The following is a 16,681-nucleotide window of genomic DNA, read 5'->3' as shown; positions in this document are numbered from 1 at the left end:
CATCATCACGCAATATCAAGAAAATGTACGATACACTTTTGAAATACCATCAATTACATCTGCCCGCAAGTAAATCATAGAATGAATGCTCATGCTTCACCTGTAAATCCGCTGACTTTCCATGAGTGAAGCAGGCGTTGCAAGCACACTACCCGTCTGCACATCATCACTTCCTCCTTTGGCGAGCCCGGGATTTCCGCTTGCTTCTACAGTCTGAATTCCAAAGGGGGACGTAATGACTGTGTTCTTTTCTTTGAGTAAAACATATACTCCATATTCCTCCTGCAAATTCACGTGTAAAATGGAATAGCGCTGACAAAAGCTCCCGAATGGATATATCCAATAACATTGCATTTCTCCAGGATGCGGGGTAATTATCGTTAGATCGGTTCTGTCTTTTAGTGTATAAAGATATTTCTTTAAATGATATAATCCATCTGCATTTACAATGAGCGGACATTGTGCTTGTCGAATGACATGCTACACCAATTTTCCCGTTCCTTCTTTTCTGCCCATTCCAATGCCAAGAGCAACTGCGTCAAAGTTGTAAAGAGGCAGATTCTGCTCATTTGCTAAATTGCCATCTTTGTCTTCTAAATTCAAAAACATGGCTTCCTGACAAAATGGTGCAATGACTGAGATTACCTTCTCGGTGGTTCCGGCTGTAATTAACCCTGAACCTGCTCGAAGCGCTGCCTTTGTTGCCATCGCAATAGCACCTGCCATTTGTGCATTTCCTCCGATAATCAACCTTCTGTCATGATTACCTTTATGGGCATGTTTCTTCCGCAGTGGCAATGTCTTTAATATTCTCTTCTGTCCATAAAGAACGGTCAGTGTATTTTTGAATGACCTGCTTGGGAAATCCTATCACCAGTGTCTCCCAATTTCGATAATAGGATGCTGTTTCTTCAAGGAATGCACTCTCCTTCGCCGCACCGATTCAAACGTATAATCTGCAATAATGGAAGTAAAAGATGCTACACGTTCATCTGCAGGCAAGCCCGATAGCATGTCAACTCATAGTACACAGACATCTGATTGATTGATAACCGAAACAATCTCAGAAAACGGGACCTTAAATTCCCTTGCACACCAATTCCTAGCATTGCATCAATGACTACATCGGACAGCTCCACTATTTTCCGGACTGTGGATATCTCTCTTTCACAAAGTACATTCCCATCACATTTAAGAAATAGACTTTTATGATAAAGAGCATCTCCTGTAATTTTTTCACCATCAACAATCTGTATGACTTTTACGTGATACCCCTTATCAAGCAATATTCTTGCTATAACAAATCCATCTCCACCATTGTTCCCAGCTCCGACAAAGACACTTATACGATCTTAAGAATCCACAACCTCTACCACTTTATCACGAACCGCCCTGCCCGCATTTTCCATCAGCAACCTGCCATCCATTCCAATCTCATGCATCGTGTAATGATTGATATCGTACATTTCTTTTGCGGTGACAATATACATTTCGTTCCCTCCTACCCGCACTAAAATATATGAGACAACCTTACTGATTATGCAATAAACCGAAGTTCCCTAAGTTTCCAATATTACTTGTGCAGCGGCGTAGTCCTTGCTATGCGTGATTGAAACGAATATACGAAACTGTTCATATCCCCTAGCCGTTAAAACAGGTGCGCCACTTTCATCATGGAGTACCTCAATATCCTGGAAGCTTAACCGCCCAATACCTGTTCCGACAGCTTTCGAAAATGCCTCTTTAGCTGCAAATCTACCTGCAATATATTCGATTCTACGATTGTATGAAGGAAGCAGATCACATGCTTTTTTTTCGTTTTCTGTCAGAATACGGTCCACAAATTTTTCATTCCGATCCAAGCTAGCCTGGATCCTTTTCAATTCAATCAAGTCCATCCCTATTCCTTTTATCATGGTATTTACCCTTCATTTCAATTGGATTTATACTGCTGACATGTATGTTACATTGGTCATATCGATTAATATTACGTATTATAATACTAAAGGATGTTCAACATGTCACCAAATAATAAGTGTCGAACGCTTCGTTGACTTAATCTTTTATCTACGTCGCCTTGACCTTCTCACTTCTAATTTGGTACCTTTTGAGCACACGAATAGCAGTTTATTTAAATAAGATGTTCAACATGTCAACTAAATGGATCAAACATTTTGTGTAAAGGGGGTTCCCTTCATTGTTTATTAGAAATGAAAGAAGTATAAAAGAATTTATGCAACTCTACCCGATTGTATCTGCTTTGGTAATTATAAATTTATTCCTTTGGCTTATAAGAAATTTACTCGGATTGCCAATAGGTTGGGATATTTATCATTGGGGAATCGGCAGTAATTTTCTCATTGCAATGGGAGAATATTGGAGACTGGTGACACCTATTTTTCTTCATGCCGATTTAATTCATGTTTTATTCAATTCTTTTTCACTTGTACTGTTCGGGCCAGCGCTTGAACATATGCTTGGTAAGTTTAAATTCATATTTGCATATTTAGGGGCTGGGATTATTGCAAACATAGCCACTTACTTTCTCGGACCGATTAACTATCTTCATCTTGGTGCTTCAGGAGCAGTATTTGGTCTTTTCGGAATTTATGCCTTTATGGTTTCATTCAGAAAAAATATGATTGATCAAGGAAGTTCACAAATTGTCATGATTATTTTGTTCATTTCATTGGCAATGACCTTCCTCCGGAGTGGGATTAATGTTTATGCACATATATTCGGGTTTATCGGTGGATTTATCATAGCGCCATTGGTTCTCGCTAACGTACGACCCTACTCTCCATGGAGAAACAGGCGACGATACGAGGATGACGGTTCCATCCAGTTTGATCCAAATCGTTGGAACAAAAAGCGCCGCTTCCCGAAAGCAATTAGGAAAAACATATTTTGGATTATCTTAGGTGTACTCGTAATCTTCGGTTTGTTAAGCAGATTTTAAATAAGCATATAAAAAAAGCTCCTATTCTAGGAGCTTTTTCATATGCTTATTATTTTTTATTGATCGCGGCTTCTGCGTTGGAAATTACCTTTACGGTTGTTTCTTCCACCTTGCGAACGTCCACCTTGACTGCGTTGACCGTAAACACGTTTGTTGTTCTGACGGCGATTGTTATCTTTGGAACCATGCGCTTTTTTCACACTAATTGGTGCAACTGAAGATATTCTGACAGGAGTATCTCTGCGCTCTTTTGTCAGCATACTTAGAGCTGCCGCAACAACTGTGACGGAATCATGTTCTTCCAGTAATTCCTTTGCTGTTTCCTGATATGGTTTTAAGTCTTTTTGTTCGATTGTTTTAGTAATCTTGTCCATTGTTACTTGCTGCTGTCCTCTTTGGGCATCCTGATTGCTTGGTGGCACCAATCGTTTCATTTTGCTTTTTGTCGTTTTTTCGATTAAATGCAAATGCGCCACTTCTCGAGGTGTAATCAAGGAAATAGCTTCCCCTGTACGTCCAGCTCTACCTGTACGTCCAATTCTGTGGACATAACTTTCCGGATCCTGTGGAATGTCAAAATTATAGACATGGGTAACACCGGAAATATCAAGACCACGTGCAGCAACATCTGTAGCTACTAGCACATCAACACGACCGCTTTTGAACTTGTTTAAAACGGACATACGTTTACCTTGTGTTAAATCTCCGTGAATTCCTTCTGCACGGTATCCTCTGGCCTGTAAGCCTTCCGTTACTTCATCCACACGCTTCTTGGTACGCGCAAAGACGATTGCCAATTCAGGCGAATTGATATCCATATGATTATTCAATGTATCAAATTTGTATTTTTCCGGGATTTCAATAAAGGATTGATCGATATTCTCAACCGTCATTTCCTTTGCTTTTACTTTGACTTCTTTAGGATCTTTCATTAAAGTCGTAGCGATATTGCGAATTTCTTTTGGCATCGTTGCGGAAAATAGCAATGTTTGGCGTTCTTCCGGGATTCCTTTTAAAATGTCGCGAATGTCATCAATAAAGCCCATATTCAGCATTTCATCCGCTTCATCCAGTACAGCAGTTTGTACGTTATCGATGCGAATTGTTTTTCTGCGCATATGGTCCAATAATCTCCCTGGTGTTGCAACAACAATTTGGGGACCATCCTTTAATGCGCGGATTTGTCGGTCCATTGGAGACCCACCGTAAATCGCCAAGGCCCGAACTCCTTTAAATTTCGATAAACGATTTAATTCTTCTGCAACTTGGATTGCTAGCTCTCTTGTAGGGGCTACAACCAAACCTTGGATTTTTTTTAATTTCTGATCAATTTTATTAATCATTGGAATACCGAACGCTGCTGTTTTACCTGTTCCTGTCTGTGCTTGTCCAATAACATCGTTACCTTCTAGTGCTAGAGGTATTGTTTCCGTTTGAATTGGTGTTGCTTCCTCAAACCCCATTTTTTCTAATGCTTTCATAATTGGGGCTGATATACCCAGTTCGTTAAATTTTGTCACCTAATAGTCGACTCCTTTTTTTGTGAAAATTTATTCGCAAAAGAGGCCCTTTAATTTTTCTCATACTTTATTCTTTAAATAATTTCCCGCCTGAACATGCAGATAAATCCTTCTTCTGAATTAACAAATTCCGCATTTTTTTGCAGCATGGATGCTTTCTTTGCGGAAATGAAAATGCACTGATATGACAATTTACGCTTGATTGTATCAGCTATTTAAAAGGGAATATAAGACCTGACTCGTATCATTATATTTTATTCATACTAAAGTATTAGAAAACTTGGCATTCCACTAAACGGCAAATGCCTTCGGTGCACTTATGCAGGATGGTAAGTCTATACGCTTACCCGCCAAAAAAGACTTCACCTGTACGTGGTAAGAGGCCCCGAAACTAATGCTTCCATCATCATACCACATATGTTGCAGTTATATCTACTATGCGGCTTGATGAATTTTTTCTTCTAGCATGGTAGAATGAATGATATTATCGGGTTTCACCTCAAAGAAATTGCTAATATTAAATTTGATTCCTATTTTTCTTCGCTATCTTAAAAATATTTTACAAAAATTGCAAAGGATGTTTACCATGCGCCTCCCTCCATTTAATCCATATGCAGCTGTTGTCGTCGGTGTAATCGCCGTTTCGACTTCAGCTATCTTAGTAAAGCTTGCTGCTGGTACCCCTTCAGCCATCATTGCGAATTATAGATTATTATTCGCAGTTCTGCTTATGTTACCCATTGTTTTGTTGAAATACAGGCATGAATTTCGTTTGATAACAAAAAAGAACTGGATTCTTTCCATTCTAGCCGGTGTTTTTTTGGCATTACATTTCATTCTTTGGTTTGAATCATTGAATTATACATCCGTAGCCAGCTCGGTTGTTCTTGTCACCATGCAGCCGATCTTCGCATTTATTGGTACGTATCTGCTTTTCCAGGAAAAGTTTTCATATGGTACGATCATCAGTATGGTAATTGCATTATTCGGTAGCATCATTATCGGAATTGGCGATTTCCAAATCGGAGGTATGGCACTATTTGGAGATATTTTGGCATTGCTTGGAGCTGTAGCTGTCACTTTCTATTTTTTATCGGGGCAAAGTGTAAGAAAACACTTATCGCTGATGACTTATACATTTATCGTCTATGCGGTTAGCTCCGTTACATTAATACTATATAATCTCGTTCTGCAAAATCCATTCTTTGGCTATCCAGCTGATCATTGGTGGATATTCCTGGCACTGGCAATTTTCCCTACATTCCTGGGTCATACTTTATTTAATTGGGCACTGAAGTGGTTAAGTACATCCACCATTTCGATGGGAATTGTCTTTGAACCGATTGGCGCAAGTATACTTGCTTACTTTATACTGGGTGAAGTCCTGACCTGGTCGCAATTTTTGGGCGGTACCATCGTTATATTTGGCCTGTTCTTATTTATCGTGAGTACATCAAGGAAAAAGAGGGTAACTATTTCAAGAAAAAGTCTGAAGTAGCCCTCATATCCTTATAAAGTTTTTTGCAAAACTGATATACTTGTTTATAAATAATTTTAAAGCAGGTGAAGTCATGTATATACAACTAATGACTGACAGTGGAGCGGATATCCCGAAGCGTTTAAATGAAAAACTGAATATAAAAGTTGTTCCGCTTTACTTACACTTCAGTGACGGAGAATATAAGAGTGGAGTAACATTGGATTTGGTTGGTTATCACGAAAAAGTGAAAGAACTTAACGAGTTACCAAGATCCGCGGCACCAAGCCCGAACGATTTTTACGATGCATATAAAGAAGTTGATTCAAATATCCCAATCATCATGCTGAGTCTTTCAAAGAAATTAAGCAGCACCTATGAAAATGCTGTTATTGGTAAAAAGATGCTTCTTGAAGAAGAACCTAATCGAAAAATTGAAGTTATTGATACCAAAACGGCTTCTTGCGGAATGTCTCTTTTATTGCATGAGGCGGGTGAAAAGATGGATGAAAACAGTTCTTTTGAAACGCTTGTTGATCATTTACATGAACGCGTTCAAAAGACCTCTACTTTGTTCGTGTTAAAAACATTGGAAAACCTTATTCTCGGCGGACGCCTTGATAAAGTAAAAGGAAAAATAGCAAAGACGTTAAATATAAAGTTACTGATGCACGGGAGTGACGAAGGAGCCATTGAGGTATCCGAAAAAATCCGTGGTGACAAAAAATCCATTAGACGATTTATTGACCAAATCGGCGAGCACACTAAAAATATGGAAGATAAGATCATTTCCATGACGCACTGTAATGATGCAGAAAGAGCCAAGAATGTTCTTTCGGAAATACGCAGCAACTATTCATTCAAAGACGCCTACCTAACGGAAACAGGACCTCTTATTTCCACATATGGCGGTGAAGGTGCACTGGTAATAGCCTTTTTCAGAGATTAAAAATATTGAAAGCCTGCTCCCATCATATAAGGAGCAGGCTTTTATTCCGTTTCTTCTACAAGGAAATGATATACCATTCCATTTAGCGTATCTTTATCATCACCGAGACAAATAAGATGTCTGGAGCGATCAAAGAATACGACTTCTTTTTTCTTGGAATGAATTTCCTTTTCTAAATAATAAGCACTTTTATAAGGAACCATACCGTCCTGATGTCCTTGAGCTATCAATACAGGCGATTCCACCTTATCCAGGTAGCGACGGGTAAATCTGACTAATTTCATAAATTCAATATTGGCCTTAAGTGGTACTGCCCCAAGTTTGTTCTTGTAATGGGTATACAATTTATTTTCTCCGAGAGTACCTTTAATTCCATCACCGATTACCTCCGCAATATCAAACCCTATTTGCTTAAAGTTTAAATACTTCCCTGAAGTTGCTAGTAACACAAGCTTGTCGATCTTATATTTCGCAGCGAGATAAGCAGCAATCATTCCGCCCATTGAAAAACCAATTACGTAGACCTCTTCATAATACCGTTGAAGTTTCTTTAATTCATTTTCCGCTGCTTTTATCCAATTTTTATAGGAAGCATTTTCCAAATGGAGTTCTTCACCATGACCTGGTAATGTCGGAACTTCAATGTGCCAATCCGTATTTTCTTTCAAAAATTCAGCTAGAGGGTCCACTTCATAAGGCCCGCCTGTATATCCGTGTATCACTAAACATGCAATCATAGAATATTCTCCTCTACTTCTGCTTCCTTCCCCACCTTTATCTTCTTCCGTAATGCTTTTTCCTATTAACAAATGCTTATCTTTTCGTTTCCTGTTTTGACAAAATTAAGTAAGTCATTTCTTGAAGGACTCAGGTAAGTGATGTTACCTGAAATTTTTAATGAGTGAACCGAATTGTTTTACTATAGGAGTAACTTGATGATAAGTACTTGCTAATTGCCCGACTGTAGACAATACTTTATCAAAATCAATCTGCCCATTGCCATTATAAAAGTAAGATGTCGCTCCTCCTGCATTTGGCCCTCCAACCGGCCCACCTGATTGTCCACCTAATGGTCCACCTGTATGGATACCCGCTGCGCCTCCCGGACCACCGTAATTCTGAGCCGTTTGAGAACCATTCATTGGGGGTTCACTCAGCCATTGTGCAGGTAGTTCCGGCTTTGCAAATACATCATATGGCGTCTGCTGTACATTCGGAATATTCCAGTTTTGGCTAGGTTGTGATGTGTGATATGAGTAAGAATTATGGTTAAAATTAACCGGCGGATGATAATTATGAGGTTGGTTATATGGTCGATATTGCATTCCTACACACCTCTTTTCCAATTACCTGTTTATAAATAGTTTATGCATTCCTATTTTAAGTGTGTGTAGTAGGAGTATCACTTTCTATCGAATCCATCAAAAAGAGATGTGTAGTGGGATGCATTATTATCCAGTCCTAAGGCATACTTGATTTTGTTTTTTTGATAACCTAGTATGACCTGCTCATCATCAATGAAAGTCGCTGGTGTCCCGTAGATTTCTATAGAATGAAGTTCTTTCATATAATTTTCATTCTTCGTCACATTCTTTTCTATATATGGAATATTGTGCTCTTCCAGTAATCGAATTACTTTGTGAGCCTCACCTTCGTTTTCACTAACGTAGATTGTTACCTGTGAGTCGCCCATCTTTTTTCCTCCTGATCGTTTTCTGGCTTAACTACTTCTATAGTTTTGATACCCGCTTCCTCAATCAATTAAACCGAAAGATGTGCTTATTTTTACAAAGAGATTACAGGAAATAGGTTTTTAGTACTGGTTTTAGAGATGGTTCAGAAAACTTGTTGGGACCAATCCATTTGGTGACAGTCTTGGTTGCACTTATGCCAATAGCGATTTTTTTATTTTACTAATGGCCAATAAAAAACATAGCGTATCTGTTATGTTCAAAAATGTATGATGAATATGGTTGATTTTAATATCTACATATTTCTGCGGGAACTATAGCCCTAAACCACCTACAATCTTCATAAATTCCGCCAACCAAAAAATGGCTTCTTCCATTTTAAGTTTTTGTATTTCCTACTGATGATTCAATCATTTTCATGTGGTTATGAAGGACCGTAATCGTTGCAGGTGTTTGCGTTAGAATTTCACCATCCATATCAATATTCTTGTTTTGGGATGTTGATAATGAGAGACGCTTTGTCTGAAAATGGGTTATTTCTTCCATCTCATCATACGCTGAAATGTTCTTGTTCATGGCTAGCAATTCGCGAAATGAGGCTAAATTGGAATTTTTTATAATCAATACATCCAACTTTCCATCTTTCGGACTAATTGTGGAAATGGGTATTTCTCTCGTTCCAATATATTTTCCATTTAAGACAGCTATTAAAACAGCCTCCCCTTTAAATATGTCATCATCACTCTTCATTTCATATGAAAAGGAACGTGCATTGTTCACGGTTCTAATTGCACTCATTATATAACTGAGCGCCCCAAAGTTTTTCTTCTCCGTTTCATTTATATTCTCAGATGTATCTGTTACTAAACCAATTCCCCAGAAATTAAGGAAATAGCGATCATCTGACTTCCCAACATCGATATCTACAACGTTCCCATGTATGATTGCTTCAGCAGCATCCGGAAGGTTTTGCGGAATCTGCAACATTCGGCTGAAATCATTTGATGTTCCACCTGGTAATATGGCAACAATCGGTCTTTTCTCCAATTCCACAATACTATTCAGACATGCATGCAACGTGCCATCTCCCCCGAGAATGATAAGCAGGTCAATGTTTTCCCCATACGTTTTACAGGCATTGTGGGTCTCTTCCAATGTCTCTGTCTGCAAAACGATTAGTTCCTTAATATGCTTGCTCAGTATTGGTAACGTTTGTGTAAGCTTCTGCTCAATGTTGGTTTTTCCTGCATGTATGTGATATAAAAATAATGCTCTGTTGTATTTAGCCATCATGTTCCTCCTTGCACTTATAACTATTACTGGATATAGCCTTTTTCAGGTGAAAGAAAACCTTTAGAAATGAAACTCCCACTGCTCGTCTCACCGGAAAAATGCTCTTTTTGGTTTTGGCGCAAAATCTGTAAACTGCGTCATAACTTCTATTGGGTTAGAACTATGGCACTAATAATGGAAGCGAGTTACTTCGGCTACCGCTCGGGGAAATACACTACGCTTTCCACGGGCGGCTGCTGAGCCCCTTCATGCTTACGCATTTCAGTGTCTCACCGATGCCTCTCTTCCCGTAGGAGTCTCCGTGTATTTCCCCGAGCTGGTCTAGCGCTTGCTTACAACTAACTCCATTCATAATAGCGATAAAAACCCCTCATACAGCTTCAGTAGTCTAGGATCGCTCCGGATTTGTAAATCTGATGTTTACGGTAGGGCTCTTAATCACCTGTTATAAAAATACCGGATAAGTCGAAATCCGATCCAAAAGCCTTAATCGTAATTGTTCTTACTGAGAGTTTCGCTATAGAAAAAACATCATACTAGCAGCCCGTATACACGTAGACTCCAGCGGGAGGAAAGGCATCGGTGAGACACCGCAGTGCGAAGCGCAAGGTGGCTCACCAGCCGCCCGCGGAAAGCGGAGTGTATACGGGCTGCGGTTGCCGGAGAACCATTCCATTATCAGTGCTTTAGATTTAACATGAAAAGAAGTTACGTCGCACTTTATATCTACTGCGATGGTTATAAACTAACAAGGATTAGAAATTAATTGGTTCGAAAAATCTATACTCCCCTAGCTGCCAAGTAGACAAATTAAGTAAAATGACCTAGTTTTTTGTCATTTTATAGAAATAATTATGTAAATTTACTGTAAATATTAGTCAAATTAGGTAGATTTTTTCAGATAAGTATTATTTAATAGAATAGTAAGCTTAGTTTAGTATACATAAAACAGGAGGGTCAAAATGAAAAAACTTTATAGTCTATTGCTTGTGTTAGCATTGGCACTAGTATTAGCAGCTTGTGGTGGATCTGATGATGCGGATTCTAGCAACGGTAGTGAGGGATCGGACAATAATAGTTCTGAAGAAACTGAAGATACAGGATCTGACAGTGAAGGTGAAGAATCAAGTGAAGGAATGATTCCAGAAACAATCGTTATGGGATTCGTTCCATCACAAGATTCAGACACAATTGCTGACACGGTTGAACCGTTAGCTCAACGTTTAAGCGAGGAATTAGGTGTTGAAGTACAAGGTCAAGTTATGACGAACTACAACGCACTTGTAGAGGCTATGGGAGCTAACCAAGTACACATTGGTTTTATTGCAGCATTTGGTTATGTACTAGCTAATGAGCAATATGATGTAGAAGTAATCTTAAAATCTATTCGTAACGGTTCTGGTTCATATAAAGCACAATATATTGTACATGCTGATTCAGGTATTGAATCCTTAGCTGACTTAGAAGGTAAAGTATGGGCTTATGGTGACCAAGGTTCAACTTCAGGATATCTTTTCCCAGCTAGTCAATTAATGGAAGAATTTGGTTACGATACTGCTGCGGAATTAGAAAGTAATTTCTTCTCAGGAACTGTTCCAACAGGTGGACATGATAACTCTGCCATCGCAGTCCTAGAAGGTGATGCAGATGTTGCAACTACTTTTGATGATGCTCGTACTGTAATTGAAGAAGACTATCCATCAGCTATGGAAGATCTTGTCGTATTAGGCTATACAGACGAGATTCCTAATGATACGATTTCTGTAACAAAAGAGCTTGACGCTGAATTGGTTCAAAAAATTAAAGATACTTTCTTATCCTTCAATGATGATGAAGAAATGATAGAAATTATGAATGAAGTTTACAACTGGGATGCAATCGATGAAGCAACGGATGAAGAGTACGAGGTTGTAAAAGAGACTTACGCCAAATTTAAAGACAATATTGAACTTTAATTGCAACGGAAGATATTAAATAAATATTTACCAATAAAAAGGGGAGGGATTACTCCCCTTTTTTCCTAATGTTTCAGACATATGACTTAAGCTTATTAATGGAGGAAAATACATAATATGATTGAATTTAAAAATGTTGGATTAGTATATCCAAATGGTACAGAAGGCTTAAAAAATATCAATGTAACGATTAATGATGGTGAATTTGTAGTGATAGTAGGATTATCAGGTGCGGGTAAATCAACTTTCATTCGCAGTATTAACCGCTTAGTAACCCCAACCTCAGGGTCTCTTCTAGTAGATAATCAAGACATTCTTAAATATCGAAGTTCCAATTTGAGAAAACTCCGTACGAAAACGGGAATGGTCTTTCAAAGCTACAATCTTGTAAAACGTTCCAACGTATTAAAAAATGTATTGGCAGGTCGCCTTGGTCATACAGGAACATTACGCTCCATCTTTAATGCCTATAAAAAAGAAGATATTGGCTTGGCATATGAAAGCCTGAAACGTGTAAATATTGAAGAAAAAATTTATAATCGTGCGGACGAATTGAGTGGTGGCCAGCAACAGCGTGTTAGTATTGCACGTGTACTGACACAGCAGCCTAAATACATCCTTGCAGATGAACCTGTTGCATCACTGGATCCACCTACTTCCCATCAGGTAATGACTTATCTGAAGAAAATAAATAAAGAGGATAACATTACAACGATTGTTAACCTCCACTTCATTGATATGGCTATGGAATATGCTGACCGTATCATTGGAATGCGGGCCGGTGAAGTGGTTTTTGATGGACCTGTTTCCGAGGTTACCGAAAGCACGTTTGAAGAAATTTACGGCCGCTCGATACGTGAGGATGACTTGCGTGGGGGGGCAGATGAATCGTGACAACTGATAACAATTCATTGACACCTGAGAAAGTGCCACCTATTTATCCTGTTAAAACAAAAATGCAGGTAACGATCATATTTTTTGTTGTTCTCGGAATTTATTTACTCAGTATGTTCTGGACCCAACGCCAAATGGCCGGGGGCTTCAGTGGCGCTATTGGTAACATGTTTACAGTAATTGAAAAATTCTTTCCGCCAAATACAGCAGTAATATCCGCGATTTGGGGTCCGATGGTAGAAACCATTCAAATGGCAATTATTGCAACAACAATCGCTGCAATACTTACTGTCCCATTGGCTATTTTAGCAGCGGAAAACATTACAACGTTCAGACCTTTATATATACTGACACGCACATTTTTAAATATATTACGTACAATCCCCGACCTCGTACTGGCAGTAATTTTTGTAGGTTTATTTGGTATCGGACTATTTCCGGGAATACTTGCACTTGTTATTTTCTCACTGGGGATTCTTGCCAAACTGATCAGTGAAACAATTGAATCCGTAGATATGAATCCGTTGGAAGCAATGCGTGCATCGGGAGGAAATGTATTTCAAGTAATTTGGTATGCGTTAATTCCACAAGTATTACCACAATTCACATCTCTTGTACTCTATGTATTTGAGATTAATATTCGCGCTTCCGTCGTATTAGGTTTGGTTGGTGCGGGTGGTATTGGATTGATATTGAATCAGCAATTAGGGTTCTACAACTACCCGAATGCCATGATGATTATTATACTTATCTTTATCGTAGTTATTGTTATTGAATATATTAGTACGAAAATAAGGGAGGCATTGTTATAATGGAAAATTATTCCTTACCTCCAAAACCAAAGAACTCCGTATATAAAAAAATTAGAAATATTATCATATCTTTACTGGTAATAGCGATGTATGTATGGACTTTTGTCAGTATAAATATTGATTGGGGCCGGGCAATCGAACGGGCAATCAATAACTTTAATCGAGTGATCCCAAGGCTATTCAACCCTGACTGGTCTGCAACGGGCGATGTTGCAATGAGTATGCTGGAAACAGTGTTCATAGCGTTTGCTGGATCATTAATGGCAGCAGTGATAGCTGTACCTTTATCCTTTCTTGCAGCCCGTAATATGATGGGTGGAGTCATTGTTTCCACGATTGGTAAGTGGATTCTTTCAGCTGTACGTGCTTTTCCGGATATTATCCTGGCAATTCTTTTCGTTGTTGCAGTTGGTCCGAATGCATTTGCCGGTGTACTTGCAATTGCTATTGGTTCAACAGGTATGTTAGGAAAAATGTTTGCTGAAATTATTGAGTCCATAGATATGAATGTAGTGGAAGCAATGGAAGCAAGTGGTGCAAACAAAATACAGATTTTGTTTTATGGTGTTATCCCACAAATCACTCCTGAATTTCTTTCTTACGCAATTTACCGTTTTGAAGTGGATATACGTGCCTCTTCAATCCTTGGTATTGTTGGTGCAGGCGGTATCGGTACGATGATCATATTCGCTTCGAATAACCGTAACTGGAACGAAATGGGTACGATTCTATTAGCTATCATTATAGTCGTCACAATTATCGACTTCGCATCAGCGAAAATAAGAAGAAAAATCGTTTAAAAGGAAAAGGTTGAGATTTCATTTCTAAACGATTAGGATGTCCCTAAGGAAGTTTTCAGCGCCCTTAGGGATATTTTTACTTTACATTATGCTCAACGATTATACTTATACATAGAAAGGATGCAGCCTATTGCATAGTCAAACAGCAAAAATCACGCTTCTTTATACAAGTGATATACACGGTAATGCAATGCCTATACTATATGGGACAAATGAAAAAAAAGATATTGGATTAGTCAAATATGCCTCCATCGTAAAACAAATGAGGCAAAATAACGAAAACCTGATTGTGATTGATAATGGGGATTTGATTCAGGGAACTCCTTTGATGACACATTACGTCAAAGCGTATAGTAATAGAGAGAACCCCATGGTTGGCATTATGAACCGTATTAAAATTGATGCTGGAGTAATTGGCAATCATGAGTTTAATTTTGGGGAAAAGATTCTGTCTGATGCAGTCAATCAATCTGATTTCCCCTGGCTGTCAGCGAATATTTTGGACAGCGTAACGAATGAGCCAAAATTCGGACCTCCATATATCACGAAAACATTCCATAATGGTATAAAAGTTGCGATTGTCGGTGTCACGACACATTACATACCGAATTGGGAATCTGCGGATCATATTAAAGGAATCACTTTCGCAGATGCTTTTGCTTCACTGAAAAAATGGGTGAATCATATTCACGAGTTGGAAAAACCTGATGTGCTCATTGCTTCCTATCATGGTGGGTTTGAACGCGATATTAACTCCGGAACACCTACAGAAACACTAACAGGCGAAAACCAGGGTTACCAGATGTGCCAGGAAATTGAAGGGATTGATATATTGCTGACCGGTCATCAGCATCGCAGATTAACTGGTCGTGTTAATGATGTCCTAATCCTGCAGCCTGGAAATAATGGTCAGGCATATGGAAAAGTTGAAATAGAGATGCAAAAAGATAATGATACATGGAGCATCGCCCATCGTTACGGAAGTCTTCATGAGTTGGAAAACACGGAATCTGATCGTGAAGTGATGGATTATATGAAAGATTTAGAGGGTTCGACCCAAAAATGGCTGGATCAGCCAATCGGATATATAGAAGGGGATATGACCATTGAGGACCCGATGATGGCAAGAGTTAAAAAGCACCCTTTTATTCAGTTCATACAAGAAGTCCAAATGGAGGCAAGCGGAGCGGATATTTCTGTCACATCACTTCTGAATAATACTTCCACTGGTTTTGAATCTATTGTAACGATGAGGGATATCGTATCAAATTATATGTACCCGAATACACTCGTTGTTCTGGAGTTAACGGGAAAGGACATTAAAGCCGCATTGGAGAAAAGTGCCGCGTATTTTACCGTTGTAGATGGTGAGATTGCTGTAAACCCTCAATATGTGGAACCAAAACCCCAGCATTACAACTATGATATATGGGAAGGGATAGCATATACCATCCATGTATCTAATTCGGTAGGTTCAAGGGTTACGGATATTACTTATCATGGGAAACCTCTGGATTTTACGCAAATGTATCATGTTGTTTTAAATAATTACCGGGCCTCCGGTGGTGGAAATTATGAGATGTTCAAAAATAAACCGGTAGTGAAAGAAATTCAAAAAGATGCAGTTGAGATAATCCGTGAATATTTTGAGAAAAAGAAAACTGTCTATGCTACTGTGAAGAATAACTATACCGTTCAGATATAATCAGTAGAATTTAGACTGGCTGCTCGTCAAAACCCCGGTTGTCAATGTATGACAGCCGGGTTTTATCAATCGTCCTTATCAATTTCAATAACCAGCACTTCACCAGTGTAAGCGTCGATTTCAATTTCAGCCTCTTTATTTCCATTTTCTATTTCAACTTCGTAAATTAGATCGTTTTACATACAGATATTTTGAGAGCACTGGATATTAGACCTACCTATCTAGATTCAAAAAAACACGATCATCCAAATTTAGGAATGATCGTGTTTTTAATTAACCCAGTTGCTGATGCAAGAATTCTTTTACAGACTCTGGCGATTTTGTATAGGCACTATGCTGATGTGCGAGTTTCTCTCCATTTTGGAAAATTAAAACGCTTGGAATACCCATTACTTCATATTTTTCAGCGAGTCCGGCTACTTCATCACTGTTAACTTCATACCATTTATAATTCTTGAATTCTTCAAGAACGTCACCAATAAACATGTCCATTCTTTTGCAGTCCGGACACCAATCAGCAAAAAATTTAACGATAACTGGCTCTTCGCTTTCGATAACTTCGTTGAATTTCTCAACCGTTTGAATTGATTCCAATACACTCACTCCTTTTTTTTCATTGTAACGAT

The 16,681-nt window shown here is 38.7% G+C and carries 18 protein-coding genes and 1 pseudogene; 8 read left to right on the top strand and 11 right to left on the bottom strand.

From position 1 onward, the window contains the following. Positions 1–96: 96 nt before the first annotated feature. The 4 genes and pseudogenes from MN204_RS19290 to acpS form a co-directional block, all read right to left on the bottom strand. Positions 97–708: pseudogene (locus tag MN204_RS19290) on the bottom strand (ADP-dependent NAD(P)H-hydrate dehydratase). A 272-nt stretch (positions 709–980) separates the two neighbouring features. Continuing rightward, entirely contained in the window at positions 981–1,289 is a 309-nt protein-coding gene (locus MN204_RS19285; protein WP_249872736.1) for an NAD(P)H-hydrate epimerase, read from the bottom strand. A gap of 63 nt (positions 1,290–1,352) precedes the next feature. Further along, positions 1,353–1,490 carry a hypothetical protein gene (locus MN204_RS19280; RefSeq protein ID WP_249872718.1) on the bottom strand — a complete coding sequence of 46 codons (138 nt, stop codon included), beginning with the start codon at positions 1,488–1,490 and terminating at the stop codon, positions 1,353–1,355. 69 nt (positions 1,491–1,559) lie between these two features. Continuing rightward, a complete protein-coding gene (acpS, locus tag MN204_RS19275; RefSeq protein WP_249872717.1) occupies positions 1,560–1,916 on the bottom strand; it encodes a holo-ACP synthase in 357 nt (118 codons plus the stop codon). Positions 1,917–2,197: 281 nt separating this feature from the next. Here acpS and MN204_RS19270 point away from each other — a divergent pair, with 281 nt between their 5' ends. Beyond that, entirely contained in the window at positions 2,198–2,959 is a 762-nt protein-coding gene (locus tag MN204_RS19270; protein WP_249872716.1) for a rhomboid family intramembrane serine protease, read from the top strand. 56 nt (positions 2,960–3,015) lie between these two features. On the opposite strand, the gene cshA is transcribed toward MN204_RS19270, so the two are convergent. Further along, positions 3,016–4,479: a degradosome RNA helicase CshA gene (gene cshA, locus MN204_RS19265; protein ID WP_249872715.1), complete on the bottom strand. Its 1,464-nt coding sequence runs from the start codon at positions 4,477–4,479 to the stop codon at positions 3,016–3,018. 586 nt (positions 4,480–5,065) lie between these two features. Here cshA and MN204_RS19260 point away from each other — a divergent pair. Continuing rightward, on the top strand, positions 5,066–5,977 hold the full coding sequence (locus tag MN204_RS19260; RefSeq protein WP_249872714.1) for a DMT family transporter: 912 nt from the start codon (positions 5,066–5,068) through the stop codon (positions 5,975–5,977). A 73-nt stretch (positions 5,978–6,050) separates the two neighbouring features. After that, positions 6,051–6,905, top strand: coding sequence for a DegV family protein (locus MN204_RS19255; RefSeq protein ID WP_249872713.1), 855 nt, complete (start codon positions 6,051–6,053; stop codon positions 6,903–6,905). A 41-nt stretch (positions 6,906–6,946) separates the two neighbouring features. Here the strand turns inward: MN204_RS19255 and MN204_RS19250 are convergent, their stop codons facing one another. The 4 genes from MN204_RS19250 to MN204_RS19235 form a co-directional block, all read right to left on the bottom strand. Next, positions 6,947–7,642, bottom strand: a complete 696-nt coding sequence (locus tag MN204_RS19250; protein WP_249872712.1) for an alpha/beta hydrolase — start codon at positions 7,640–7,642, stop codon at positions 6,947–6,949. A 144-nt stretch (positions 7,643–7,786) separates the two neighbouring features. Further along, positions 7,787–8,230 (bottom strand): YppG family protein, encoded by a 444-nt coding sequence (locus tag MN204_RS19245; RefSeq protein ID WP_249872711.1) that lies wholly within the window; start codon positions 8,228–8,230, stop codon positions 7,787–7,789. 77 nt (positions 8,231–8,307) lie between these two features. Further along, a complete protein-coding gene (locus MN204_RS19240; RefSeq protein ID WP_249872710.1) occupies positions 8,308–8,598 on the bottom strand; it encodes a glutaredoxin domain-containing protein in 291 nt (96 codons plus the stop codon). Between the two features lie 376 nt (positions 8,599–8,974). Continuing rightward, positions 8,975–9,886: a YegS/Rv2252/BmrU family lipid kinase gene (locus MN204_RS19235; protein ID WP_249872709.1), complete on the bottom strand. Its 912-nt coding sequence runs from the start codon at positions 9,884–9,886 to the stop codon at positions 8,975–8,977. 965 nt (positions 9,887–10,851) lie between these two features. Here MN204_RS19235 and MN204_RS19230 point away from each other — a divergent pair. From MN204_RS19230 to MN204_RS19210, 5 genes are all read left to right on the top strand, one after another. Beyond that, positions 10,852–11,844 (top strand): phosphate/phosphite/phosphonate ABC transporter substrate-binding protein, encoded by a 993-nt coding sequence (locus MN204_RS19230; protein WP_249872708.1) that lies wholly within the window; start codon positions 10,852–10,854, stop codon positions 11,842–11,844. A gap of 117 nt (positions 11,845–11,961) precedes the next feature. After that, entirely contained in the window at positions 11,962–12,738 is a 777-nt protein-coding gene (gene phnC, locus MN204_RS19225) for a phosphonate ABC transporter ATP-binding protein (protein ID WP_249872707.1), read from the top strand. Next, positions 12,735–13,550, top strand: a complete 816-nt coding sequence (phnE, locus tag MN204_RS19220) for a phosphonate ABC transporter, permease protein PhnE (RefSeq protein ID WP_249872706.1) — start codon at positions 12,735–12,737, stop codon at positions 13,548–13,550. Before phnC ends, phnE (MN204_RS19220) begins: the two co-directional genes overlap by 4 nt. Beyond that, positions 13,550–14,350, top strand: a complete 801-nt coding sequence (gene phnE, locus MN204_RS19215) for a phosphonate ABC transporter, permease protein PhnE (protein WP_249872705.1) — start codon at positions 13,550–13,552, stop codon at positions 14,348–14,350. Before phnE (MN204_RS19220) ends, phnE (MN204_RS19215) begins: the two co-directional genes overlap by 1 nt. Positions 14,351–14,540: 190 nt before the next feature. Further along, positions 14,541–16,055: a bifunctional metallophosphatase/5'-nucleotidase gene (locus MN204_RS19210; protein WP_249872735.1), complete on the top strand. Its 1,515-nt coding sequence runs from the start codon at positions 14,541–14,543 to the stop codon at positions 16,053–16,055. Between the two features lie 65 nt (positions 16,056–16,120). Here the strand turns inward: MN204_RS19210 and MN204_RS19205 are convergent, their stop codons facing one another. Both MN204_RS19205 and MN204_RS19200 read right to left on the bottom strand, forming a co-directional pair. Then, positions 16,121–16,222 carry a PepSY domain-containing protein gene (locus tag MN204_RS19205; protein ID WP_368858685.1) on the bottom strand — a complete coding sequence of 34 codons (102 nt, stop codon included), beginning with the start codon at positions 16,220–16,222 and terminating at the stop codon, positions 16,121–16,123. A gap of 106 nt (positions 16,223–16,328) precedes the next feature. Then, complete coding sequence (locus MN204_RS19200) at positions 16,329–16,649, bottom strand: thioredoxin family protein (protein ID WP_249872704.1); 321 nt, start codon at positions 16,647–16,649, stop codon at positions 16,329–16,331. Between the last annotated feature and the right edge of the window lie 32 nt (positions 16,650–16,681).

Source organism: Oceanobacillus saliphilus (genome assembly GCF_023522835.1).
Lineage (GTDB): Bacteria > Bacillota > Bacilli > Bacillales > Amphibacillaceae > Oceanobacillus > Oceanobacillus saliphilus.
Note: the sequence above shows the minus strand (reverse complement) of the source record. Positions and strands in the feature narration are given on the sequence as shown.